General features: G+C 61.6%; 17 protein-coding genes and 1 riboswitch. Of the genes, 13 read left to right on the plus strand and 4 right to left on the minus strand.

Annotated features, from left to right (window positions below; genetic code table 11):
- The first annotated feature begins 130 nt into the window (after nt 1-130).
- Both AB5Y71_RS02160 and AB5Y71_RS02165 read left to right on the plus strand, forming a co-directional pair.
- The gene (locus AB5Y71_RS02160; RefSeq protein ID WP_019446506.1) at nt 131-952 is read left to right on the plus strand and encodes an HDOD domain-containing protein; all 822 of its coding nucleotides are present in this window, start codon (nt 131-133) and stop codon (nt 950-952) included.
- Nucleotides 953-1,079: 127 nt separating this feature from the next.
- A complete protein-coding gene (locus AB5Y71_RS02165; protein ID WP_069529746.1) occupies nt 1,080-1,577 on the plus strand; it encodes a GNAT family N-acetyltransferase in 498 nt (165 codons plus the stop codon).
- Nucleotides 1,578-1,730: 153 nt separating this feature from the next.
- Here the strand turns inward: AB5Y71_RS02165 and AB5Y71_RS02170 are convergent, their stop codons facing one another.
- Complete coding sequence (locus tag AB5Y71_RS02170) at nt 1,731-1,907, minus strand: hypothetical protein (protein ID WP_005340085.1); 177 nt, start codon at nt 1,905-1,907, stop codon at nt 1,731-1,733.
- A 506-nt stretch (nt 1,908-2,413) separates the two neighbouring features.
- The gene (locus AB5Y71_RS02175) at nt 2,414-3,691 is read right to left on the minus strand and encodes a sodium:proton antiporter (RefSeq protein ID WP_021231596.1); all 1,278 of its coding nucleotides are present in this window, start codon (nt 3,689-3,691) and stop codon (nt 2,414-2,416) included.
- Between the two features lie 216 nt (nt 3,692-3,907).
- Between AB5Y71_RS02175 and metH the strand changes: the two genes are divergently transcribed.
- Nucleotides 3,908-7,603 carry a methionine synthase gene (metH, locus tag AB5Y71_RS02180; protein ID WP_368170903.1) on the plus strand — a complete coding sequence of 1,232 codons (3,696 nt, stop codon included), beginning with the start codon at nt 3,908-3,910 and terminating at the stop codon, nt 7,601-7,603.
- A gap of 231 nt (nt 7,604-7,834) precedes the next feature.
- Nucleotides 7,835-8,731 (plus strand): 30S ribosomal protein S6--L-glutamate ligase, encoded by an 897-nt coding sequence (gene rimK, locus AB5Y71_RS02185; RefSeq protein WP_005340088.1) that lies wholly within the window; start codon nt 7,835-7,837, stop codon nt 8,729-8,731.
- Between the two features lie 152 nt (nt 8,732-8,883).
- Here the strand turns inward: rimK and AB5Y71_RS02190 are convergent, their stop codons facing one another.
- Both AB5Y71_RS02190 and AB5Y71_RS02195 read right to left on the minus strand, forming a co-directional pair.
- Nucleotides 8,884-10,113 (minus strand): sensor histidine kinase, encoded by a 1,230-nt coding sequence (locus AB5Y71_RS02190; protein ID WP_368170885.1) that lies wholly within the window; start codon nt 10,111-10,113, stop codon nt 8,884-8,886.
- On the minus strand, nt 10,110-10,778 hold the full coding sequence (locus AB5Y71_RS02195) for a response regulator transcription factor (RefSeq protein ID WP_019446511.1): 669 nt from the start codon (nt 10,776-10,778) through the stop codon (nt 10,110-10,112). The genes AB5Y71_RS02190 and AB5Y71_RS02195 overlap by 4 nt, the downstream gene beginning before the upstream one ends.
- Before the next feature lie 88 nt (nt 10,779-10,866).
- Here AB5Y71_RS02195 and AB5Y71_RS02200 point away from each other — a divergent pair, with 88 nt between their 5' ends.
- The 9 genes from AB5Y71_RS02200 (at nt 10,867) to thiH (ending at nt 20,925) form a co-directional block, all read left to right on the plus strand.
- Nucleotides 10,867-11,289 (plus strand): hypothetical protein, encoded by a 423-nt coding sequence (locus AB5Y71_RS02200; protein ID WP_064338884.1) that lies wholly within the window; start codon nt 10,867-10,869, stop codon nt 11,287-11,289.
- 86 nt (nt 11,290-11,375) lie between these two features.
- A complete protein-coding gene (locus tag AB5Y71_RS02205; RefSeq protein WP_026035086.1) occupies nt 11,376-11,861 on the plus strand; it encodes a hypothetical protein in 486 nt (161 codons plus the stop codon).
- A 260-nt stretch (nt 11,862-12,121) separates the two neighbouring features.
- Nucleotides 12,122-13,585: an aerolysin AerA gene (gene aerA, locus AB5Y71_RS02210; RefSeq protein WP_368170904.1), complete on the plus strand. Its 1,464-nt coding sequence runs from the start codon at nt 12,122-12,124 to the stop codon at nt 13,583-13,585.
- 270 nt (nt 13,586-13,855) lie between these two features.
- Nucleotides 13,856-13,968, plus strand: a riboswitch (TPP riboswitch).
- 280 nt (nt 13,969-14,248) lie between these two features.
- A complete protein-coding gene (thiC, locus tag AB5Y71_RS02215) occupies nt 14,249-16,240 on the plus strand; it encodes a phosphomethylpyrimidine synthase ThiC (RefSeq protein WP_368170886.1) in 1,992 nt (663 codons plus the stop codon).
- Nucleotides 16,237-17,844, plus strand: coding sequence for a thiamine phosphate synthase (thiE, locus tag AB5Y71_RS02220; RefSeq protein ID WP_368170887.1), 1,608 nt, complete (start codon nt 16,237-16,239; stop codon nt 17,842-17,844). Before thiC ends, thiE begins: the two co-directional genes overlap by 4 nt.
- Entirely contained in the window at nt 17,834-18,628 is a 795-nt protein-coding gene (locus AB5Y71_RS02225) for a ThiF family adenylyltransferase (RefSeq protein ID WP_368170888.1), read from the plus strand. The genes thiE and AB5Y71_RS02225 overlap by 11 nt, the downstream gene beginning before the upstream one ends.
- Nucleotides 18,625-18,831, plus strand: coding sequence for a sulfur carrier protein ThiS (thiS, locus tag AB5Y71_RS02230; protein ID WP_368170889.1), 207 nt, complete (start codon nt 18,625-18,627; stop codon nt 18,829-18,831). Before AB5Y71_RS02225 ends, thiS begins: the two co-directional genes overlap by 4 nt.
- Nucleotides 18,832-18,916: 85 nt before the next feature.
- Complete coding sequence (locus tag AB5Y71_RS02235) at nt 18,917-19,684, plus strand: thiazole synthase (protein WP_257691180.1); 768 nt, start codon at nt 18,917-18,919, stop codon at nt 19,682-19,684.
- Between the two features lie 20 nt (nt 19,685-19,704).
- On the plus strand, nt 19,705-20,925 hold the full coding sequence (gene thiH, locus AB5Y71_RS02240) for a 2-iminoacetate synthase ThiH (protein WP_368170905.1): 1,221 nt from the start codon (nt 19,705-19,707) through the stop codon (nt 20,923-20,925).
- Nucleotides 20,926-21,207 lie beyond the last annotated feature (282 nt).

The raw sequence follows: 21,207 nt of genomic DNA on the forward strand, positions 1-21,207 counted from the left end.
TGAATGTGACTAACACCTTGAATGACCAGCGAATAAACAATCCGATGGGGAGGCCATTTGTTACCCATAATTAGGAGGAGTTTGCCAAGGCAAACAGGTTGGAACACAGATAACATGGATGGACACGCCTATGCCCACGATAGATTCCCTGCTGGCCGAGCCCAAGCTACTGCCCCAGATCCCGGAAGTGATGCGCGATTTGATCCAGACCTTCAATGAAAAGGATCCGGATCTGCTCAAGATCAGCAAGTTGATCAACAAGGACCCTGTCATCTCCGCCAAGTTGCTGCGCCTGGCCAACTCGGCCAAATTCGGCAGCAGTCGTCAGATCGGCACCGTCAATGAAGCCGCGGTGCGGCTGGGATTGGCGATGGTGCGCAACATGGTGCTGGCCTGCGGGCTCACCGAGTCGGTCACTGCGGTACCCGGCATTGACCTCAAACATTTCTGGGGCTGCGTCTTCAATGTGGCGGAGCTGGCCCGTCGTCTGGCGGTGAAGAAGGGGATGAAAGGGGATGAGGTCTTTACCTGCGCCCTGCTCTACGATCTTGGCCGACTGGTGATGCACGTAGGCCTGCCGGAAAACACCGTCCACCACATTCACGATCTGGAGCTGCACAAGGGGCGGGCCAAGGCGGAAGAGCTGGTGGTCGGCTTCAACTATGCCCAGGTCGGGGCGGCTATGGCACGCTACTGGAAGTTCCCCGAGACCATCAGCAATGCGGTGGAGTATCACTACAACCCCATGCTGGCCAAGGAGTTCTCTCCCGAGGCCGGGTTGATCCATCTGGCGATCGTGCTGGCTGCGCAATCCGATGTGGGGGAAGAGGCGCCACCCGAGTGGCCCCACAAGGTGGCAGACGCGCTGGGGCTGAGCTGGGCCGATTGCGCCGCCCAGTTCACTGCACTGCGCGAGCAGGGTAATGGCTACGCCGGGTTACTGGCTGCTTGAGCCCGTTTATCCCATCTCATCAGGGGCCAATATGGCCCCTTTTTCATGGCCGATGGTGCCACAGGCTTGCCAGCCCGTGAGTGACGGGGCACTCTTTGCCCTCACTTTCCGTTTGAGAGCTCTTGCCATGATTGCCTCCTCCCGCCTGATCCTGCGCGAAATGATCGCCACCGATGCCCCCTTCATCCTTGAGCTGCTCAATGACGGCGACTTTTATCGTTACATCGGTGATCGGGGCATTCGCACCTTGGAGCAGGCGCAGGAGTATATCCAGCAGGGGCCGGCGGTCAGCTATGCCCGTTATGGTCACGGGCTCTATCTGGTGGAACGCAAGGAGGACGGTGCCAGCCTCGGTATCTGCGGTTTGATCAAGCGCGACACCCTAGAGCAGGTCGATATCGGTTATGCCTTCCTGCCGCAATATCGCGGTCAGGGCTACGCCATTGAAGCGGCGCAGGCCGCCCTTGCCGATGGCAAAAGCCGGTTGGGGATCGGGCAGGTAGTTGCCATCGTCACTCCGGGCAACGAGCGATCCATCGGCCTGCTGGCCAAACTGGGGTTGGTGCGCAGTCGACTGGTCAAATTGAGCGAAGATGCCGATGAGTGCCTGCTGCTGGAGCAGTGATCAAGGTCAGAGAGCGGGGAAGCGAATGGCGAGGTGGCTGTCAGGCTGAGTGACAAGCAAGAGGCCGGGTCTGGCTAAAGGCGTGAGAGAAGCAAAGAGGCCGCCGTGAGTTGCGGCCTGTCTGCATCGGGCGCTGCCGGAGGGCAGGCAGGATCAGTTGAGGTCTTCGATGGAGAACTCGCCAGCGATACCATCACAGGAGATGGCGAAACCGCCGCTGAAGCGGGTGCTGAACTGGATCAGGAACGCATCATTGTCGTGCTCTTGCACAGGCAGGTTGATGGGCTTGCTGCGACGCAGGGGCTTGTGTGTTTGTACTGCTTTCATCATGGTATTTCTCTATATAAATTAGGTGTTTGCTCCTTGTATTGGCAAATGTCAGGTCAATGGGCGCGGTCGATTGGGTGAACGACAAGCGCGCAGGAATACCCAGCCCGGTTAAGGGGCGTCTGCACTTTCAAGGAATATGCTGATGCATAAATCAAATTGGGTGGGCAGATCGGGTCTGCACCGTGAGAGCCGGGCAACGCAGGCAGACAGCCTGACGGTTCTCAAGGCGAGTAAATCAGAAGAAGGTTATGCGGGTACTGGCAGGATTCATCGTGAGGTGAAGCATTGCAGGATAAACATAAACAGGGCTGATTAACTAGCCGGCGCGCATTCTCTCCTCGAAATGAATAAAAAGCAAACAATAATTTGCCGATGTTGAAGTCAGTACGCTTTTCCGCTGTGTAATCAAGGGGCTATCAGCAGCAAATATCCGCAGCTATCAGTCATAAAAAGAGGGCTCCCGACGGGAGCCCTCTCTCATTCTGCAGTCAGCACAGTGGGCCGACTCAGTAGTCGCCACAGGCCTTCTTGGCAGCCGTGATCATCGGGGTGATGGTCATGCCTTGCACCACGATGGAGAACATCACCACCGAGTAGGTCATCACCAGGATGACCTGACGCAGGTCGACGCCATGTTCCGGGATCATCATGACGCCGGAGGGGAGTGCCAGTGCCATCGCCATCGCCAGACCACCGCGCAGGCCACCCCAGGTGAGGATCCGCACCGAGAAGGTGTTGTAATTGCGGAATCGGCGGAAAGCCACATAGGGCAGCGACACGCTGATAAAGCGGGCGCCCAGGCAGAGCGGCACCGCAATGACCAGCAGGATCCAGTCACGCCAGGCGAGATCCAGCAGTACCAACGCCAGACCGATCAGCAGGAACAGCAGGGCGTTGAGGAACTGGTCCATCAACTCCCAGAAGTGATCCAGGTGATGGCTGCTCTGCTCGGAGAAGCCGGAGTGACGGGTCCAGTTGCCGATCATGATGCCGGTGACCACCATGGCCAGTGCGCCGGAGACGCCGATCATGTTGGCAAAAGCGAAACCGGCGGTCGGGATGCAGAGGGTCAGCAGCAGCTCCAATGAACCATCGTCGGTGGCGCTGATCATCACGTGGGCGATGAGGCCCAGCACGGCACCGAACAGGATGCCGCCGAGGGCTTCGTGCAGGAACAGACCGGCCACGCTACCGAAGGTGGGCTCGACACCGCCAAAGGCGACGGCAAACACGGTGGCGAAGATGACGAGGCCAACACCGTCGTTGAACAGGGATTCCCCTTCGATCTGGATGGCGATCTGGGGTGGCGCTTTCATCTTCTTGACGATGGCCAGTACGGCAATCGGGTCAGTGGGGGAGATCAGCGCGCCGAACAGCATGCAGTAGACCAGCGGCAACTCCCAGCCCAGCAGCTTGGCGATAAACCAGAAGCCGTAGCCGATGAGGAAGGTGGAGAGCAGGGTGGCAATGATGGCCAGAATGGTGATCTCCCACTTCTGGCTACGCAGCGCCTTGAGGTTGATGCCGAGGCCACCGGCGAACAGCAGGAAGCCCAGAATCCCCTTCAGCAGGAAGTTCTGGAAGTCGATGCTCTCCATGGTCTTGACGGCAAGAGGTTCCAGGTTGAACCAGCCCAGTTTGCCAAACAGCACCAGCAGTGCGGAGATCAGCATGGAGCCCGCAGTAATGGCGATGGTGGTCTGGATCTTCACAACATACTGGTTGGCAAAGGCGATAAAAATCGCCAACGCTGCCAGAAAACAGAGTGTGTAGTAGACGCTCATAGTTATTTTTTTCTCGTTGGTAGACAGCAAGCACGTATCCCTATGCAGGACGGGCATAGGTTACTCTCGGGCCCTATGTTACTCATTACCCATAAATGAGTATATGGTGGCGCATTTGGACTGATAGACGGCTAGATTTCCATTTTATTTGTTTGCTGTTAGGATGCTGTTTACGCAGTTGCATGGATGTAAGAGGAACACGCGGTGTCGAACGTAATGTCGAGCAGAGAGCCGAGCAAGCAGTCGGACGTAACAAAGAAGCTGGAAGCCTGCCTCAGGGAGCGGATCCTGATCATCGACGGGGCCATGGGCACCATGATCCAGGGCTACAAACTCGGGGAGGCGGATTATCGGGGTGAGCGGTTTGCCGACTGGCATACCGACATCAAGGGCAACAACGATCTGCTGGTGCTGACCCGTCCGGCGGTGATCCGCGAGATCCACGAGCAGTATTGCGCTGCCGGGGCCGACATTCTCGAGACCAACACCTTCAACGCCACTCGCATCGCCATGGCCGATTACGAGATGGAAGAATTCTCGGCCGAGATCAACCGGGAAGCCGCCCGTCTGGCCCGCGCCGTGGCCGACGAGTGGACGGCAAAAGATCCCGCCAAGCCGCGTTTCGTGGCAGGGGTGTTGGGCCCCACCAACCGCACCGCCTCCATCTCGCCGGATGTGAACGATCCCGGCAAGCGCAACGTCACCTATGACCAGCTGGTGGCCGCCTATACCGAATCGACCCACGCCCTGATCGAGGGCGGCGCTGACATCATCCTGATCGAAACCATCTTCGATACCCTCAACGCCAAGGCCGCCGCCTTCGCGGTGGAAGGGGTGTTCGAGGCGCTGGGCTACTGCCTGCCGGTGATGATCTCCGGCACCATTACCGATGCCTCCGGCCGTACCCTCTCCGGCCAGACCACCGAAGCCTTCTACCACTCGCTGCGCCACGTCAAACCGGTCTCGTTCGGTCTCAACTGCGCGCTCGGGCCGGATGAGCTGCGCCAGTACGTGGAGGAGCTCTCTCGCATCAGCGAGACCCATGTCAGCGCCCATCCCAACGCGGGCCTGCCCAATGCGTTTGGCGAGTACGACCTCGATGCCGTCGAGATGGCTGAGCATATCCGCGAGTGGGCCCAAAGCGGCTTTCTCAACCTGGTCGGCGGTTGCTGCGGCACCACCCCGACCCATATCCGCGCCATGGCCGACGCCGTGGCGGGCATCAAGCCGCGCATGCTGCCCGAGCTGCCGGTGGCCTGCCGTCTGTCGGGCCTCGAGCCCCTCATCATCACCCCCGAATCCATGTTCGTGAACGTGGGGGAGCGCACCAACGTCACCGGTTCGGCCAAGTTCAAACGGCTGATCAAAGAGGGGCTTTACGACGAGGCGCTCGATGTTGCCAAACAGCAGGTGGAGAACGGCGCCCAGATCATCGACATCAACATGGACGAGGGGATGCTGGACGCCGAAGCGGCCATGGTGCGCTTCCTGAACCTCATCGCCGGTGAGCCGGATATCGCCCGGGTGCCTGTGATGATCGACTCCTCCAAGTGGGAGGTGCTGGAGGCGGGCCTCAAGTGCGTGCAGGGCAAGCCGGTGGTCAACTCCATCTCCATGAAAGAGGGGGAGGAGAAGTTTATCCAGCAGGCCAGATTGCTGCGTCGCTACGGCGCCGCCGTCATCGTGATGGCGTTCGATGAGGCGGGGCAGGCCGACACCCGCGCCCGCAAGTTCGAGATCTGCCAGCGTGCCTACCGGATCCTGGTGGATCAGGTCGGTTTCCCGCCGGAAGACATCATCTTCGACCCCAATATCTTCGCGGTAGCGACCGGCATCGACGAGCACAACAACTACGCGGTGGACTTCATCGAGGCGGTGAAGGACATCAAGACGCACCTGCCCCACGCGATGATCTCCGGCGGCGTCTCCAACGTCTCGTTTTCGTTTCGCGGCAACGAGCCGGTGCGCGAAGCCATTCACGCCGTCTTCCTCTACCACGCCATCAAGAACGGCATGGATATGGGGATCGTCAACGCCGGTCAGCTCGCCATCTATGAAGACATTCCGGCGGAGCTGAAAGAGAAGGTCGAGGCGGTGGTGCTCAACCTCAATGACAACGCCACCGAGGAGCTGCTGGCCATCGCCGAGAAGTATCGCGGTGCCGGTGCCCAGGCAGAGGATCCGCGGGATCAGGAGTGGCGCAGCTGGCCGGTGGGCAAACGGCTGGAGCACGCACTGGTCAAGGGGATCACCGACTTTATCGAAGAGGATACCGAAGAGGCACGCGCTGGCGCAGAGAAGCCGCTGCACGTCATCGAAGGGCCGCTGATGGATGGTATGAACGTGGTCGGCGACCTGTTCGGCGCGGGCAAGATGTTCCTGCCGCAGGTGGTGAAATCGGCGCGGGTGATGAAGCGGGCGGTGGCCTATCTGCAGCCCTATATCGAGGCAGAAAAATCGGGCGGCTCCAGCAACGGCAAAATCGTGCTGGCGACCGTGAAGGGGGACGTGCACGACATCGGCAAGAACATTGTCGGGGTGGTGCTGCAGTGCAACAACTTCGAGATTGTCGACCTCGGGGTCATGGTCTCCTGCGAGACCATTCTCAAGACTGCGCGGGAGGTCGGCGCCGATATCATCGGGTTGTCGGGTCTCATCACCCCGTCGCTGGACGAGATGGTGCACGTGGCCAAGGAGATGGAGCGTCAGGGCTTCAAGCTGCCGCTCTTGATCGGCGGTGCCACCACCTCCAAGGCCCACACTGCGGTGAAGATCGAGCAGAACTACTCGGAGCCAGTGGTCTATGTCTCCAACGCCTCCCGCGCGGTAGGGGTGGCCCAGAGTCTGCTTAGTCCGGATCTCAAGGAGGCGTTTGTCGCCCGCATCGACAAGGAGTACGAGATCGCCCGGGATCAGCATGCCCGCAAGCAGCCGCGCTCCCGTCCGGTCAGTCTGGCTCATGCCCGCGCCAACCGGCACCAGCTGGATTGGGTTGGCTACCAGCCCCCCAAGCCCCGCGAGCTCGGGGTGCAGAAGTTCGAAGATGTGGCCATTTCGGTGCTGCGCCCCTACATCGACTGGACGCCGTTCTTCCTCAGCTGGGAGCTGGCGGGCAAGTATCCGCGCATCCTCGAGGACGAGATCATCGGCGAGGAGGCGACCAAGCTGTTTGCCGACGCCAACGCCATGCTGGACCAGCTGGAAAAGGATCAGAGCGTGCGCTGCGCCGGGGTGATCGGCCTGTTCCCGGCCAACGCGGTAGGAGACAGCATCGAGGTCTACAGCGACGAGTCCCGCACCGAGGTCATCAAGGTGCTGCATCACCTGCGCCAGCAGAGCGAGAAGCAGGGCTTCCCAAACTACTGTTTGGCGGACTATGTGGCGCCGAAAGAGAGCGGCAAGCCCGACTGGATCGGCGCCTTCGCGGTGACCGGCGGCATCGGTGAGGAGGCCATCGCCAAGGCCTACAAGGCGCAGCACGATGACTACAACGCCATCCTCATTCAGGCGGTGTGCGACCGTCTCGCCGAAGCCTTTGCCGAGTATCTGCACGAGCAGGTGCGCAAGGTACATTGGGGTTATGCTCCCGACGAGGCCCTCAGCAACGAGGAGCTCATTCGCGAGAACTATCAGGGCATCCGCCCGGCCCCCGGTTATCCGGCCTGCCCGGAGCACACCGAGAAGGGGAGCATCTGGGAGCTGCTGAAGGTGGAGGATGCTATCGGCATGCAGCTCACCGAATCCTACGCCATGTGGCCGGGGGCGGCGGTATCGGGCTGGTACTTCTCCCATCCCGAGAGCAAATACTTCGCGGTGGCGCAGATCCAGCAAGATCAGGTGGAAGATTACGCCGTTCGCAAGGGGATGACGCTGGCCGAGGCCGAGCGCTGGTTGGGGCCAAACCTGAACTGACTCCCGCGTGACACCGGTTGATCTTTAACGAGAAACGGCGGCATCCTTGCACCGGTTGAACAACCTGCGCAGAGCCGCCGTTTAACCTGTTGGTCAAAGTGACAGGATCGCGTGCGGTTTGGCGTGGTTTGTCTTGTTGTCAGGATAAACAATTGGCGTTGTCTTGGCGCTGTGGCACCTTATACTCTCCCGCCCCATCCTGCCCAGGCACAGCCTTCTAGCGGAATTGTCATGAAGATCGCCATTTTATCCCGTGAGCCGAAAAACTACTCCACCCGCCGTCTGGTCGAGGTGGCACAGGCGCGCGGTCATCAGGTAGAGGTGCTCGACACCCTGCGCTGCTATATGAATATCGCTTCCCACAACCCCTCCATTCACTACGAGGGTGGGGAGCTGGGAAGTTATGACGCCGTGATCCCGCGGATCGGGGCCAGCATTACCGCCTACGGCACCGCCGTGCTGCGCCAGTTCGAGATGATGAACACCATGGCCCTCAACAGCTCGGTGGCCATCAGCCGCTCCCGCGACAAGCTGCGGGCGATGCAGCTGCTCTCCCGCCACGGTATCGGCCTGCCCATCACCGGCTATGCCCACAGCACCCACGACGTGCCCGACCTCATCACCATGGTGGGCGGGGCGCCGTTGGTGGTGAAGCTGCTGGAGGGAACTCAGGGGATTGGCGTGGTGCTCTGCGAGACCCAGAAAGCCGCCGAGAGCGTGATCGAGGCCTTTATCCAGACCAACAACAACATTCTGGTGCAGGAGTATATCCGCGAGGCCAATGGCGCCGATATCCGCTGTCTGGTGGTCAACGGCAAGGTGGTTGCCGCCATGCGCCGTCAGGCCCAGCCGGGGGAGTTTCGCTCCAACCTGCACCGTGGCGGCACCGCCGAGGCGATCAAGATCACCCCGGAAGAGCGCGCGACCGCAGTGCAGGCCGCCAAGATCATGGGGCTGGATGTAGCGGGGGTGGATATCCTGCGCAGCGCCCGTGGCCCGCTGGTACTGGAGGTCAACTCTTCTCCCGGATTACAAGGTGTGGAAGCCGCCTCCGGCAAGGATGTGGCCGGCAAGATCATCGAGTTCCTCGAACTCAAGGCGAGCCGCAAGAACAAACCGGCGGAGTGAGCCTCAGGCTTGCATCCGTCAGATAGAAACAGGGCGCCCTCGGGCGCCTTGTTGCTATCTGGCTGGTGGGTAGCGGTCTTGTCGGGGAGTGTCTGTTGTCTCCCTTCTCCCACTATTTTGAATAGACGGGGGAAGGGCTGGGGATGAGGGGGCTATGTCTTCGTGGGTTCGCTGGTGATCATCGCCAGCCTTGCGCTAAATACGCCATCTTCCAGCCGGGTATCGATCTGCCAGCCCAGCTTCTCGCAGATGCGCTGAATGATGGTGAGGCCACAGCCGTAGCCGAGGATCTGATCCGGCGCCGCCGCCGTCGGGTTGCTGATGGTGAGCATCGGGCCGCACAGCTCGATGTCGATATGTCCCTCGGCATAGCTCAGGGCATTTTTCAGCAGGTTGCCGAGGGCAATGGCGAGCAGGGAGAGGGGGGCATTTACTTCGCTGCTCTCGTCCAGATTAAGCCGGATATCGAGTGCCTCCCGCTGCAATAGCGGGGCGAGGCGGGCCAGCTCCTGACGGATCAGCGGGGTGACCTGTTGCAGCGGCCGCTCCACAGCCTCCTTGCGGCCCAGCAGCAGGAAGGTCTCGGTGAGCAGCGCCATCTCGTCGGCGGCGGCGCGGATGCGGGTGGTGGCGCGGGCGGCCGGTGCGGGCAGATCTGTCACCTTGCCAAGCAGTGCGGCCGAGCCCTGGATCACCATGTTGGGGGTGCGTAGCTCGTGGCTGGCGAAGCGGCTGAACTCCTGCTCGCGGGCGAACACTGCGCTCACCTCCTGCTTGCCAGCCAGCAGCGCCAGCTCGATATCCCGCAGCTCCTGCCAGGGGGCGTCGGGTTCGAAATCCGCCTGATCCGGGGTGAGGTGGGCGACCCTCTGTTGCAGCCGTTGCAGCGGCCCCGTGATATGGCGCACCAGCCAGATGCCGAAGCCGAGGCAGCCCAGCAGCAGGGTCACCCCGATCAGCCGGGTCGCCAGATGCAGCTTGTCTTCGTAGGGGTCGAGGTAGTCGTCAGCGTCGTCGTTGAACACCAGATAGAGCAGTCCCTCGCCGGAGGGGTGACGGGCCACCAGAAAGTGTTTGTCCTCCTTGCCCAGCTGGTGCTCGAAAAAGCCGGGGGTCTGGTAGGGCTTCAGCCATTTCGGCAGGCGGCCCGCCTCGGTCCAGTAGCTGGAGAACTGTCTGGGGCTCGGAGCCGCCGCAGCCGGGCCGAGTCGCAGCCAGTCATCGCTGTAGCGGGTTACTTCGGCTTCCAGCCAGTGGCGCAGGCTCAGCTCCTCCATCTTGTCCTCGGCCACCAGCATCAGGCCGGAGAGCAGGATCAGCAGCACCACCCCGGCACCACCTAGCGCCATGATCAGGCGGCGCCGCAGGCTCGGCAGGCTCATGCGCTCACCAGTCGATAGCCCTGACCGTGCAGGGTCTCCAGCATGGGAGTGGGGAAGGGCTTGTCCAGCGCGTTGCGCAGGGCGTAGATATGGCTGCGCAGGGCATCGGAGTCGGGCTCCTCGTCCCCCCAGACGGTGTCGAGCACCTCCTGACGGCTGACGATGGCCGGGGCGCGGCGGGCCAGCAGGGCGAGGATCTGGAACGGGATCTTGCCGAGCTTGAGCGGTTCACCGGCGCGGGTGGCGCGGCCGCTGGCGACATCGACCGTCAGATCGCCAAAGCTGATGGCTCCCACATCGCCGCGCGGGCCGCGCAGGCTGAGGGCTTGCAGCCGCACCTCCAGCTCCTCCATGGCGAACGGCTTGACCAGATAGTCGTCGCCACCGGCCTTGAAGCCTGCCAGCTTGTCTTCCAGGCTGTCGCGGGCGGTGAGAAACAGCACGGGAGTGGCAATCCCCTGCTCGCGCAGGCGCGCTACCGTGCTGAGGCCATCGAGGCGCGGCATCATCACATCCATGATGATGACGTCGAAACGCTGCTCCTCCAGCAGTTGCAGCGCCGCCTGACCGTGATAGGCACAATCGAGGCGGTGACCGGCCAGCTCCAGATAATCCATGATGGTTTCCGCCACCTGAGGATTGTCTTCCACTACCAAAATCTTCATGCTTTGCTCTCCTGGTTGGCGAGCGTTTCACGCTCTTTTCACACCGGATTCGGCATCCTGTTTGCCAGTGTAACCCCGAGGATCCCTGATGAAGAAGTCTCTCTGCGCCCTCCTGCTGCTTATCTTGTTGCCACTTGGCACCGCACAGGCGACCGAATTCAAACTGACCGGCCGCACTACCTGGCAGCTTGGCCAGTTGATGGTCAATGGCATGCCGTTCGTGATCGACGACCAGACCCGCTTCAAGGATTGGCTCAACGAAGATGATCTCGGCGGTACCTGGGTCGAGATGAAGGGGGTGGTTGAGAACGGCGTGCGCTATGTGCGCAAGGTTGAAGCCCTCGACGAAGATGACAAGGACGAGATGGATCTGGAGGGGCCGGTGGAAGGGGGGCGGATCTGGGGCTACACCGCCTCGGACAACAGTCTGGCGCCGTTCGAAGGGCGCTGGCTGGAGCTGGAGTGCAAGTTTGACGGCATGCGCCTGAGCCGCTGCCGCGAGGATGACTGATCCGATCTCTGCGTTCCGATTAGAAATGCTCCCGAATGAAGCCCATGCTTGTCCAGCATGGGCTTTTTGTTCAGGGACGAACGAAGATGGAACAATCGAGAAAGTGGTGTGCATGGATGCTGGGTGTGCCGCTCTGGGCGGCGCAGGCGGGAGCCGATGAATTGTGGCTGGTGGAGCTGGAGCACAGCGACGGCATCCGCCTGCAATTTCAGGGGGCCGAGGTGGAGCAGGGCAGTGCCGCCATCTGGCGGCAGGGGGAGATTTGGCCGCAGCCACTCAAACCCGGCGACCAGCTCGCCCTGCTGGTGGCCGATGGCGTTGCCACCCGGATTGAGCTGCTGGCCGCCAGAGCCCCGCGGGCCAATCAGCCCTGGCAGCGGGCGCAAGATCGCCTGCAATCCTTCGATGATCGGCAGCTCACCCTGGCCACCCTGGGCACTGTGCCACTCAATCCGCAGGTGCGCTGGGTCAACGGTTCGGCCGCCGATCTGCATGGCGGGAGCGAGCTGGTATTGATCCGTTCGGCGGATGGAATATTGCAGGGAATTGAAGTGATCAATCCGGAAGAGTAATTCAGCATCTTCTTATTTAATATGGTTTCACCATATTGTGGCAGCCATTAAATAATGACTGTCACAATATTTATGATTTATTCCTCAATAAAGTCATCGCTCTAATTATTTTCCTGTATCACCATTATTTTGTTTGTCATGGATTTTTTTTGGTGGTTTATTTTATTTGTGTCAGGTTTTGTCGGAGTCCATACCTGTCAAATGAAAAAGGATATTTCTACACAATAACAATTATCGTATGTCTGAAAGAGGGATAAATGATGAATAGAATAATTACCGCTAATCTGGCGTTTTTGGCGTCTTCATTGATGCTCGCTCAGGTGCAGGCGGCTGAACCTGTCTACCCTGATCAGGTCAAGTGGGCGGGTCTTGGGACGGGCCTCTGTGCCAGTGGTTATCGTCCTCTGACCCGCGATGAAGCCATGAGTATCAAGGGTAATCTGGTCAGCCGCATGGGGCAGTGGCAGATCACCGGGCTGGCGGATCGCTGGGTGATTATGGGGCCGGGATATAATGGCGAAATCAAACAGGGCACTGCCGGAGAAACCTGGTGTTATCCCAATTCACCTGTTTCCGGAGAAATACCAACACTCTCTGACTGGAATATTCCGGCAGGTGATGAGGTCGATGTGCAATGGCGGCTTGTTCACGACAATGATTATTTTATCAAGCCGGTCAGTTATCTCGCCCATTATTTGGGATACGCCTGGGTGGGTGGGAATCATAGCCCATATGTCGGGGAAGATATGGATGTTACCCGGGTTGGCGATGGCTGGCTGATAAAGGGAAATAATGACGGCGGCTGCTCCGGATATCGTTGCGGGGAGAAGAGCTCCATCAAGGTAAGCAACTTCTCATATACTCTGGAACCCGACTCCTTCAGCCATGGTCAGGTCACCGAGAGCGGCAAGCAGCTGGTCAAGACCATCACGGCCAATGCGACCAACTACACCGACCTGCCCCAGCAGGTGGTGGTGACCCTGAAGTACGACAAGGCCACCAACTGGTCGAAGACCGACACCTACAGCCTGAGCGAGAAGGTGACCACCAAGAACAAGTTTCAGTGGCCGTTGGTGGGGGAAACTGAACTAGCCATCGAGATTGCAGCGAGCCAGAGCTGGGCCTCCCAGAAAGGAGGCTCGACGACCGAGACCGTCTCGGTTGAAGCGCGTCCCACGGTGCCGCCTCACTCCAGCCTGCCGGTGCGGGTTGCCCTCTACAAGTCCAACATCTCCTACCCCTACGAGTTCAAGGCCGAGGTCAATTATGACCTGACCATGAAGGGCTTCCTGCGTTGGGGCGGCAATGCCTGGTATACCCATCCTGAGAATCGTCCGACCTGGGAGCACACCTTTGCCGTCGGCCCGTTCCGCGACAAGGCGAGCAGCATTCGCTACCAGTGGGACAAGCGTTATATCCCGGGTGAAGTGAAGTGGTGGGACTGGAACTGGACCATCAGCGAGTATGGTTTGTCGACCATGCAGAATAACCTGGGTCGTGTGCTGCGCCCGATCCGTTCGGCGGTGACCGGTGACTTCTATGCCGAAAGCCAGTTCGCCGGCGATATCGAAATCGGTCAGCCCCAGACCCGTTCCGAGGCCTCTGCCCAGTTGCGTAACGCCTCTGCTGAAGGTGTGGCCCTGACCGGTGTGGATCTGGACAGTGAGGCCCTTGCCAACGAAGGGTTTGGCAACGTATCCCTGACCATAGTGCCGGTTCAATAACCTCACTCGCAGGCCCCTTTCATAGGGGCCTGTTTCTGTTCTGCGCAAGACGCGGCTCTTGCTCTGTGTCCCTCGACTTTCCCTCTTTTTCTCCTATTGTCCCAGCATGATCACTGCGGGAAGCTATGGCTTGCCAAGGTGATGCCAACGCAGGTTTGACCTTTGTTTGGGGTGGCTCCGTGGCGAGGCATTGTTCACTCATTTGTTGAAAGAGGCGTGTTGGCCAGATTGTTAACGGCTTGTGCTTTAGATTTTCCCCCTTATACTGGCGCCATCTTGTCGGAGTGCTGACCGTCGAACGACGCGAAGCTGAGACCGTTAATTCGGGATCCGTGGAACCTGATCAGGTTAAAACCTGCGAAGGGAACAAGGGTAACTTGCGGGTTACCGCGCCGGAGGAGGGACAAGCCTCTTCCGCTTATCGAAGGGATCACCCTTGATGGGTCAGGGCGCACAGGAGGGAGTCTGTCCCGTCCGGTTTTCCAGCACGTGGGGCGCCTTGCCCGCAGCGTGCAGAGAGCGGGAAGGGGCAGTACAGCAGCGCGGAGATCCATCCCGCGCGCACTCCCTCCCGAGATAAACACCCCGCCGCAAGTTCATCTTCTCCTCGAACTCCAGACAAGCAAATACCCATAACTTCAACCAGTTAATGTGAGTTTTGCTATGTCTACTTCTGTATCTGATACCACCAAATCCAGCCGCCGCGAGCAGCGCTCCAGCGCTCAGGCCTTTATCGATAGCCTCAAGGGGATGGCTCACCCCAACTCCCGCCGCATCTTTATCGAAGGCTCCCGCGCCGATATCCGGGTCCCCCTGCGGGAGATCCAGCTGGCCGACACCTTCGTCGGCGGCACCAAAGAAGATCCCCGGTTCGAGCCCAACGAGCCGGTGCCGGTCTACGACACCTCGGGCCGTTACGGGGAGGAGGGGGTCGCCATCGACGTGCGCCGCGGCCTGCCGCGCCTGCGGGAGAACTGGGTGCTGGAGCGGGATGACACCGACGAACTGCCGGGGCTCAGCTCCACCTTCACTCAGGAGCGGCTGGCCGACGAGGGGCTGGATCACCTGCGCTTTGAGCATCTGCCAAAGCCGCGCCGCGCCAAGCCAAGTCGCCGGGTCACCCAGCTCCACTACGCCCGTGCCGGCATCATCACTCCCGAGATGGAATTTATCGCCATCCGCGAGAACATGGGTCGCGAGCGGGTGCGCTCTGAACTGTTGCGCACCCAGCATCCGGGCCGTGATTTTGGTGCCCGTTTGCCCCAGAACATCACCCCCGAATTTGTGCGCGATGAGGTGGCCGCCGGTCGCGCCATCATCCCCAGCAACATCAACCACCCGGAAGCGGAGCCGATGATCATCGGCCGCAATTTTCTGGTGAAGATCAACGCCAACATCGGCAACTCGGCGGTCACCTCCAGCATCGAAGAGGAGGTGGAGAAGCTGGTCTGGTCGACCCGTTGGGGCGCCGACACCGTGATGGATCTCTCCACCGGCCGCTATATCCACGAGACCCGCGAGTGGATCCTGCGCAACAGCCCGGTGCCCATCGGTACCGTGCCCATCTATCAGGCGCTGGAAAAGACCAACGGCATCGCCGAAGACCTCACCTGGGAGCTGTTCCGTGACACCCTACTGGAGCAGGCCGAGCAGGGGGTGGACTACTTCACCATCCACGCCGGTGTCTTGCTGCGCTTTGTGCCGATGACCGCCAAGCGCCTCACCGGCATCGTGTCGCGCGGCGGCAGCATCATGGCCAAGTGGTGCCTCTCCCACCACAAGGAGAACTTCCTTTACCAGCACTTCCGCGAAATCTGCGAGATCTGCGCCGCCTATGACGTGGCCCTGTCGCTGGGCGATGGTCTGCGTCCGGGCTCCGTCTATGACGCCAACGACGAGGCCCAGTTCGCCGAGCTGCGCACTCTTGGCGAGCTGACCAAGATCGCGTGGGAGTACGACGTTCAGGTGATGATAGAGGGCCCCGGCCACGTGCCGATGCACATGATCGAGCGCAACATGACCGAGCAGCTGGAGCACTGCCACGAGGCGCCTTTCTATACCCTGGGCCCGCTCACCACCGACATTGCACCGGGTTACGATCACTTCACCTCCGGCATCGGTGCCGCGCTCATCGGCTGGTACGGCTGCGCCATGCTCTGCTACGTCACTCCCAAGGAGCATCTGGGGCTGCCCAACAAGGAGGATGTGAAACAGGGGCTGATTACCTACAAGATCGCCGCCCACGCTGCTGACCTTGCCAAGGGCCACCCGGGCGCTCAGATCCGCGATAACGCCATGTCCAAGGCGCGTTTCGAGTTCCGCTGGGAGGATCAGTTCAATCTTGCGCTCGACCCCGACACAGCCCGCGCCTACCACGACGAGACCCTGCCGCAGGAGTCCGGCAAGGTGGCCCACTTCTGCTCCATGTGCGGGCCCAAGTTCTGCTCCATGAAGATCACTCAGGATGTGCGTGACTATGCCGCAAAGCTTGAAGCGGTGGAGATCAAGCTGGTCGGCATGGATGGCCAGCAGGAGCAGGTAGTGGCCGAGGTGGAGAGCGGCATGGCCCGCATGGCAGAGACCTTCAAGGAGACCGGTGGCGAGATCTACCATCAGGCGGCGGTGCTGAAACAGGCCGCAGGGGAGGAGGCGTGAGCAGCGCAAGCGGGGCTGTCAGCCCCGCCGATCTGTCGCCCGTGACCGACTCTCGCCCAGTGGTCTGGACTATAGCGGGATCCGACTCCGGCGGTGGCGCCGGCATTCAGGCCGACTTGCACACATTGCACGACCTCGGTGTGCACGGCTGCTCGGTCATCTCCGCCATCACAGCCCAGAACTCGGTGGCGGTGAAGATGGTCGACCCCGTGCTGATGCAGACCTTCACCGCCCAGATCGACGCCCTCGGTGTCGATCTGCCGCCCGCCGCCATCAAGATTGGCCTGCTGCCGACCCGGCTTCATGTCGAGGTGCTGGCCCGCCGACTGGCAGCCACCCCGGCCCCCTTCGTGGTCTACGACCCGGTGGCCATTGCCAGCACCGGCACCCCGATGGCGGAGCCCAATATGCTGGAAGCGGTGCGCGAGCAGTTGTTGCCGCGCCTCTCCTTGATCACCCCCAACGGCCCCGAATTGGAAGCACTGACTGGCTTGCCGGTCAGCAGCCCCGAACTGGTGCGTCTCGCCGCCCGCCGTCTGCGTGAACTCGGCGCCCGCGCCGTGCTGGTCAAGGGGGGCCATCTGGAGTGGAGCGGGGAGCTGTGTCTGGACTACTACCAGGACGAGACCCGCGAATTCTGGCTGGCGGCGCCGCGCATGAATACCCGCCACGGTCACGGCACCGGTTGCTGCTACGCCAGCGCCATCGCCGCCGTGGTGGCGCAGGATTATCCGGTGGAGGACGCCATCACCCTGGCGCGTGCCTACCTGCAACAGGGGTTGGCGGCAGCGCAAGGAGTGGGCGCGGGCCCCGGCCCCATCGCCCATCTTGGCTGGCCCGCCGATCTTGCCCACTTCCCCCGCGCCGTCTTGGCGGGCTCAATGCTCGATCGCCGCTTCGGACTTTATCAGACAAGCAGTGCCCGCCTGCCGGATGGCCCCTTTGCCGCCACCGAACACAACCTCGGCCTCTATCCGGTGGTCGACTCGGTCAAGTGGCTGCGCCGCCTGCTGGGGCAGGGGGTCAAGACCATTCAGCTGCGGATCAAGAATCTGCCCGCCGCTCAGGTGGCACCGGCCATTCGCGATGCGGTAGCGCTCGGTCGCCGTTATGGGGTGCGGCTTTTTATCAACGACTACTGGCAGCAGGCCATCGAGGCGGGCGCCTGGGGCGTGCATCTGGGGCAGGAGGATATGGAGACCGCCGATCTCGCTGCCATTCAGGCGGCCGGGCTACGCCTTGGCATCTCCACCCACGGCTACTTCGAGCTGATGCGGGCCCGCGAGCTGGCCCCCTCCTATATTGCGCTGGGTCATATCTTTCCGACCAACACCAAGACGATGCCTTCGCGCCCGCAGGGGCTGCTGCGGCTGCATCGATACCGCGCCCTGATGGCGGAGTGGCCGACGGTGGCCATCGGCGGCATCAGCGAGGAGCGGGTGGCGGCGGTCAAGGCAAGCGGGGTCGGCAGTATCGCGCTGGTCTCGGCCATCACTGCCAGCGACGACTGGCAGGGGGCGACCGAACGGCTGCTCGCGGCCGTGGGGGCGGGGGATGAGCCACGCTCGGCCACCGTTATACGGGAGGCAGAACATGTGCTCTGATGCTGCTTCTCTTAGTGATAAAGAGTATCTGAGATACGGCCGCCAGCTGATGCTGGCGGAAGTGGGGGAGGCGGGGCAGGCGCGGCTTAAGGATAAATCTGTGCTGATCGTCGGCCTCGGCGGGCTCGGCTCGCCGCTGGCCCTCTATCTGGCCGGGGCCGGGGTCGGCACCTTGTGGCTGGCCGATGGCGATACGGTGGACTCCAGCAATCTGCCGCGCCAGATCCTGTTCGATAGCGAGGCAGTCAACCACTCCAAGGCGGAGCTGGCCCGCGAGCGCTTGGCCGCCCACAACCCGCTGGTGGAGCTGATCGCCATCAACCAGCGACTCGATGCCGCCAGCCTGCCGGAGTTTGTGGCCGAGGTAGATCTGGTGATCGACTGCTGTGACAACCTCGCCACCCGCCAGGCCATCAACGCCGCCTGCGTGGCTCAGGGCAAGCCGTGGATCTCCGCCGCCGCAGTGGGGTGGCAGGGGCAGCTGATGGCGCGCACCAGCAGTGAGCACGCCTGCTACGCCTGCCTCTATCCGCTGGATACAAAAATCGCCGAGCGCTGTGAGACCAGCGGCGTCACCGGCCCGTTGGTGGGGGTGATGGGCTCTTTGCAGGCGCTGGAGGCACTGAAACTGCTGCTCGGGATGCCGAGCCCGGTCGCTGGCACATTGCGCCGCTTCGATGCGTTGACCCATCAGTGGCAGACCCTCACGCTGGCCCCCGATCCCGATTGCCCGGTCTGTGGGCAGCGCCGATGCCCGACACACGATAAGGAGATCACCCCATGACCTTGACCATTCGACTCAACGATAGAGCCCAGTCGCTGGCGGCAGGGCAGAGCGTGGCCGACCTGCTGGCGGCGCAAGACGTTAATCCACAGGGAGTGGCGGTAGCCCTCAACGGCGCCGTGCTGCCCCGTGGCCGCTGGGCCGAGACCCGTCTCAATGACGGGGATGAACTTCACCTCTTTACCGCCATTGCGGGAGGCTGACCCATGATGCTCACAGTCCCATCTTCGAGCGTTCAGCCTTGCGGCGGGGCCTCATCTCTTCTTATAGCAGTGGCAGGAGGCTGACATGCTGACAATTGCCGATCACACCTTCTCATCGCGCCTCTTTACCGGCACCGGCAAGTTTGCCCGCCCGGATCTGATGGCCGCCGCCATCGAGGCGAGTGGCTCCCAACTGGTCACCATGGCCATCAAGCGGCTCGAACCGGGCAAGGCCCACGACGATATCCTGAGCCCCTTGCTACAACTCGGGGTCAAGCTCTTGCCCAACACCTCAGGCGCCAAGACCGCCGCCGAGGCGGTGTTTGCCGCCCATCTCGCCCGCGAGGCGCTGGGCACAAACTGGCTGAAGCTGGAGATCCACCCCGATCCCCGTTATCTGTTGCCCGATCCCATCGAGACGCTGAAAGCCGCCGAGCAGCTGGTGAAAGAGGGCTTTGTGGTGCTGCCCTACTGCGGCGCCGACCCCGTGCTCTGCAAACGGCTGGAAGAGGTGGGCTGCGCCGCCGTGATGCCGCTGGGCGCCCCCATCGGTTCCAATCAGGGGCTGGTGACCCGGGAGTTTCTCGCCATCATCGTCGAGCAGGCCAATGTGCCTGTGGTGGTGGACGCGGGGATCGGTGCGCCGAGCCATGCGGCCGCTGCCTTTGAACTGGGCGCCGATGCCGTGCTGGTCAACACAGCCATCGCGGTGAGTGGCGACCCGATTGCCATGGGCCGCGCCTTTGCTCTGGCCTGCACCGCCGGTCGCAGCGCCTATGAAGCTGGCCTTGGCGCGCGCGCCCTGCAGGCCCAAGCCTCCAGCCCGCTGACCGATTTTCTGGGGGCGTTATGAGTCATGAAACAGGGGCGACCATGAACATCTCCCCCTTGCCCCAAGGGCAGCCAGAGGTTTGCCCCCCTCTCCCTCTGGGAGAGGGGCTGGGGGTGAGGGCGCCGGGGGTGAGGGCTAAGGAGCCTTCCTTTATCGACCGCTGGCAGGAGCTGGAGTGGGACGATATCGGCATGCAGATCCGCGCCAAAACGGCCGCCGATGTAGCGCGAGCCCTGAGCGCCCCCCGCCGCACCCTGAGCGATTTTATGGCGCTGATCTCCCCAGCCGCCGAAGCCTATCTGCCGCAGATGGCGGCCGAGGCCGAGCGGCTGACCCGCCAGCGCTTTGGCAACACCATCGGCTTCTATGTGCCGCTCTATCTGTCGAACCTGTGCGCCAACGACTGCACCTACTGCGGCTTCTCCATGAGCAACCGCCTCAAGCGCAAGACCCTGAATGCAGAGGAGATAGAGCGCGAGTGTCTGGCCATCAAGGCGCGCGGTTTTGACAGCGTGCTGCTGGTGACCGGCGAGCACGAGCACAAGGTGGGGCTCGCCTATTTTCGCGAGGTGATGCCCATCATCCGCCGCCACTTCAGCACGGTGGGGATGGAGGTACAGCCCCTCTCGCAGGCCGAATATGCCGAGCTGAAAACCCTCGGCCTCGACGCCGTCATGGTCTATCAGGAGACCTATCACGCCCCCACCTACGCCCGCCACCATCTGCGCGGCAACAAGCGGGACATCGCGTGGCGCCTCGCCACGCCGGATCGGCTGGGCCGCGCCGGTATTGACAAAATCGGGTTGGGGGCGCTCATCGGTCTTTCTTCGGACTGGCGCGCCGACAGCTACTTTGTTGCCGAGCATCTGAGCTGGCTTGAGCGTCACCACTGGCAGAGCCGCTACTCGCTCTCCTTTCCGCGCCTGCGCCCCTGCACCGGCGGGCTGGAGCCTTCCGTCATCATGTCGGATCGCCAGCTGGCCCAGCTTATCTGCGCCTGGCGCCTCTTCTCGCCCACGCTGGACTTGTCGCTCTCCACCCGCGAGTCGGCCACCTTTCGCAACGGCGCGGTGCGCCTTGGTATCACCCAGATGTCGGCCGAGTCGCGCACCCAGCCGGGTGGCTATGCCGAGGGGGATGCAGAGGAACTGGAGCAGTTTGCTATCCACGACGACCGCCCGGTGGGGGAAGTGGCCGCCGCCGTGCGGCAGGCGGGGTTGCAGCCGGTGTTTAAAGACTGGGAGCCGTTTTTGGGTCGTTAACGACGTTTACACCTGCGGTAACAGACAGCGGCAAGCAGATCGGAGGGGCAGATCCCCGCCACTGCTTGCCGCTTTGCTTTGTTTGCTGCAACAGGATTGTTTCGTTGGTGCGACGATGATTCTTGATATCGTTTCGCCAGTGCAAAAATCGTGAGTGCGGGTCAGCTTATCGGGTGGGTCATTGCGACCATTAGCAATGGCCGATTTGGGGCAAGGGGTGGCTGCTGGTGGCTATGTAGCCTGCGTAGGGTGCAATAAGCGGAGCGCATTGCTCCGCTATTG

This window comes from Aeromonas sp. R9-2 (genome assembly GCF_040908025.1).
Taxonomy (GTDB): Bacteria; Pseudomonadota; Gammaproteobacteria; order Enterobacterales; family Aeromonadaceae; genus Aeromonas; species Aeromonas veronii.

Excerpts from the sequence above, each read along its gene's own strand:
- AB5Y71_RS02160 (WP_019446506.1), top strand. The coding sequence starts at position 131 with ATGCCCACGATAGATTCCCTGCTGGCCGAGCCCAAGCTACTGCCCCAG.
- AB5Y71_RS02165 (WP_069529746.1), top strand. The coding sequence starts at position 1,080 with ATGATTGCCTCCTCCCGCCTGATCCTGCGCGAAATGATCGCCACCGAT.
- AB5Y71_RS02170 (WP_005340085.1), bottom strand. The coding sequence starts at position 1,907 with ATGATGAAAGCAGTACAAACACACAAGCCCCTGCGTCGCAGCAAGCCC.
- AB5Y71_RS02175 (WP_021231596.1), bottom strand. The coding sequence starts at position 3,691 with ATGAGCGTCTACTACACACTCTGTTTTCTGGCAGCGTTGGCGATTTTT.
- metH (WP_368170903.1), top strand. The coding sequence starts at position 3,908 with ATGTCGAGCAGAGAGCCGAGCAAGCAGTCGGACGTAACAAAGAAGCTG.
- rimK (WP_005340088.1), top strand. The coding sequence starts at position 7,835 with ATGAAGATCGCCATTTTATCCCGTGAGCCGAAAAACTACTCCACCCGC.
- AB5Y71_RS02190 (WP_368170885.1), bottom strand. The coding sequence starts at position 10,113 with ATGAGCCTGCCGAGCCTGCGGCGCCGCCTGATCATGGCGCTAGGTGGT.
- AB5Y71_RS02195 (WP_019446511.1), bottom strand. The coding sequence starts at position 10,778 with ATGAAGATTTTGGTAGTGGAAGACAATCCTCAGGTGGCGGAAACCATC.
- AB5Y71_RS02200 (WP_064338884.1), top strand. The coding sequence starts at position 10,867 with ATGAAGAAGTCTCTCTGCGCCCTCCTGCTGCTTATCTTGTTGCCACTT.
- AB5Y71_RS02205 (WP_026035086.1), top strand. The coding sequence starts at position 11,376 with ATGGAACAATCGAGAAAGTGGTGTGCATGGATGCTGGGTGTGCCGCTC.
- aerA (WP_368170904.1), top strand. The coding sequence starts at position 12,122 with ATGAATAGAATAATTACCGCTAATCTGGCGTTTTTGGCGTCTTCATTG.
- thiC (WP_368170886.1), top strand. The coding sequence starts at position 14,249 with ATGTCTACTTCTGTATCTGATACCACCAAATCCAGCCGCCGCGAGCAG.
- AB5Y71_RS02225 (WP_368170888.1), top strand. The coding sequence starts at position 17,834 with ATGTGCTCTGATGCTGCTTCTCTTAGTGATAAAGAGTATCTGAGATAC.
- thiS (WP_368170889.1), top strand. The coding sequence starts at position 18,625 with ATGACCTTGACCATTCGACTCAACGATAGAGCCCAGTCGCTGGCGGCA.
- AB5Y71_RS02235 (WP_257691180.1), top strand. The coding sequence starts at position 18,917 with ATGCTGACAATTGCCGATCACACCTTCTCATCGCGCCTCTTTACCGGC.
- thiH (WP_368170905.1), top strand. The coding sequence starts at position 19,705 with ATGAACATCTCCCCCTTGCCCCAAGGGCAGCCAGAGGTTTGCCCCCCT.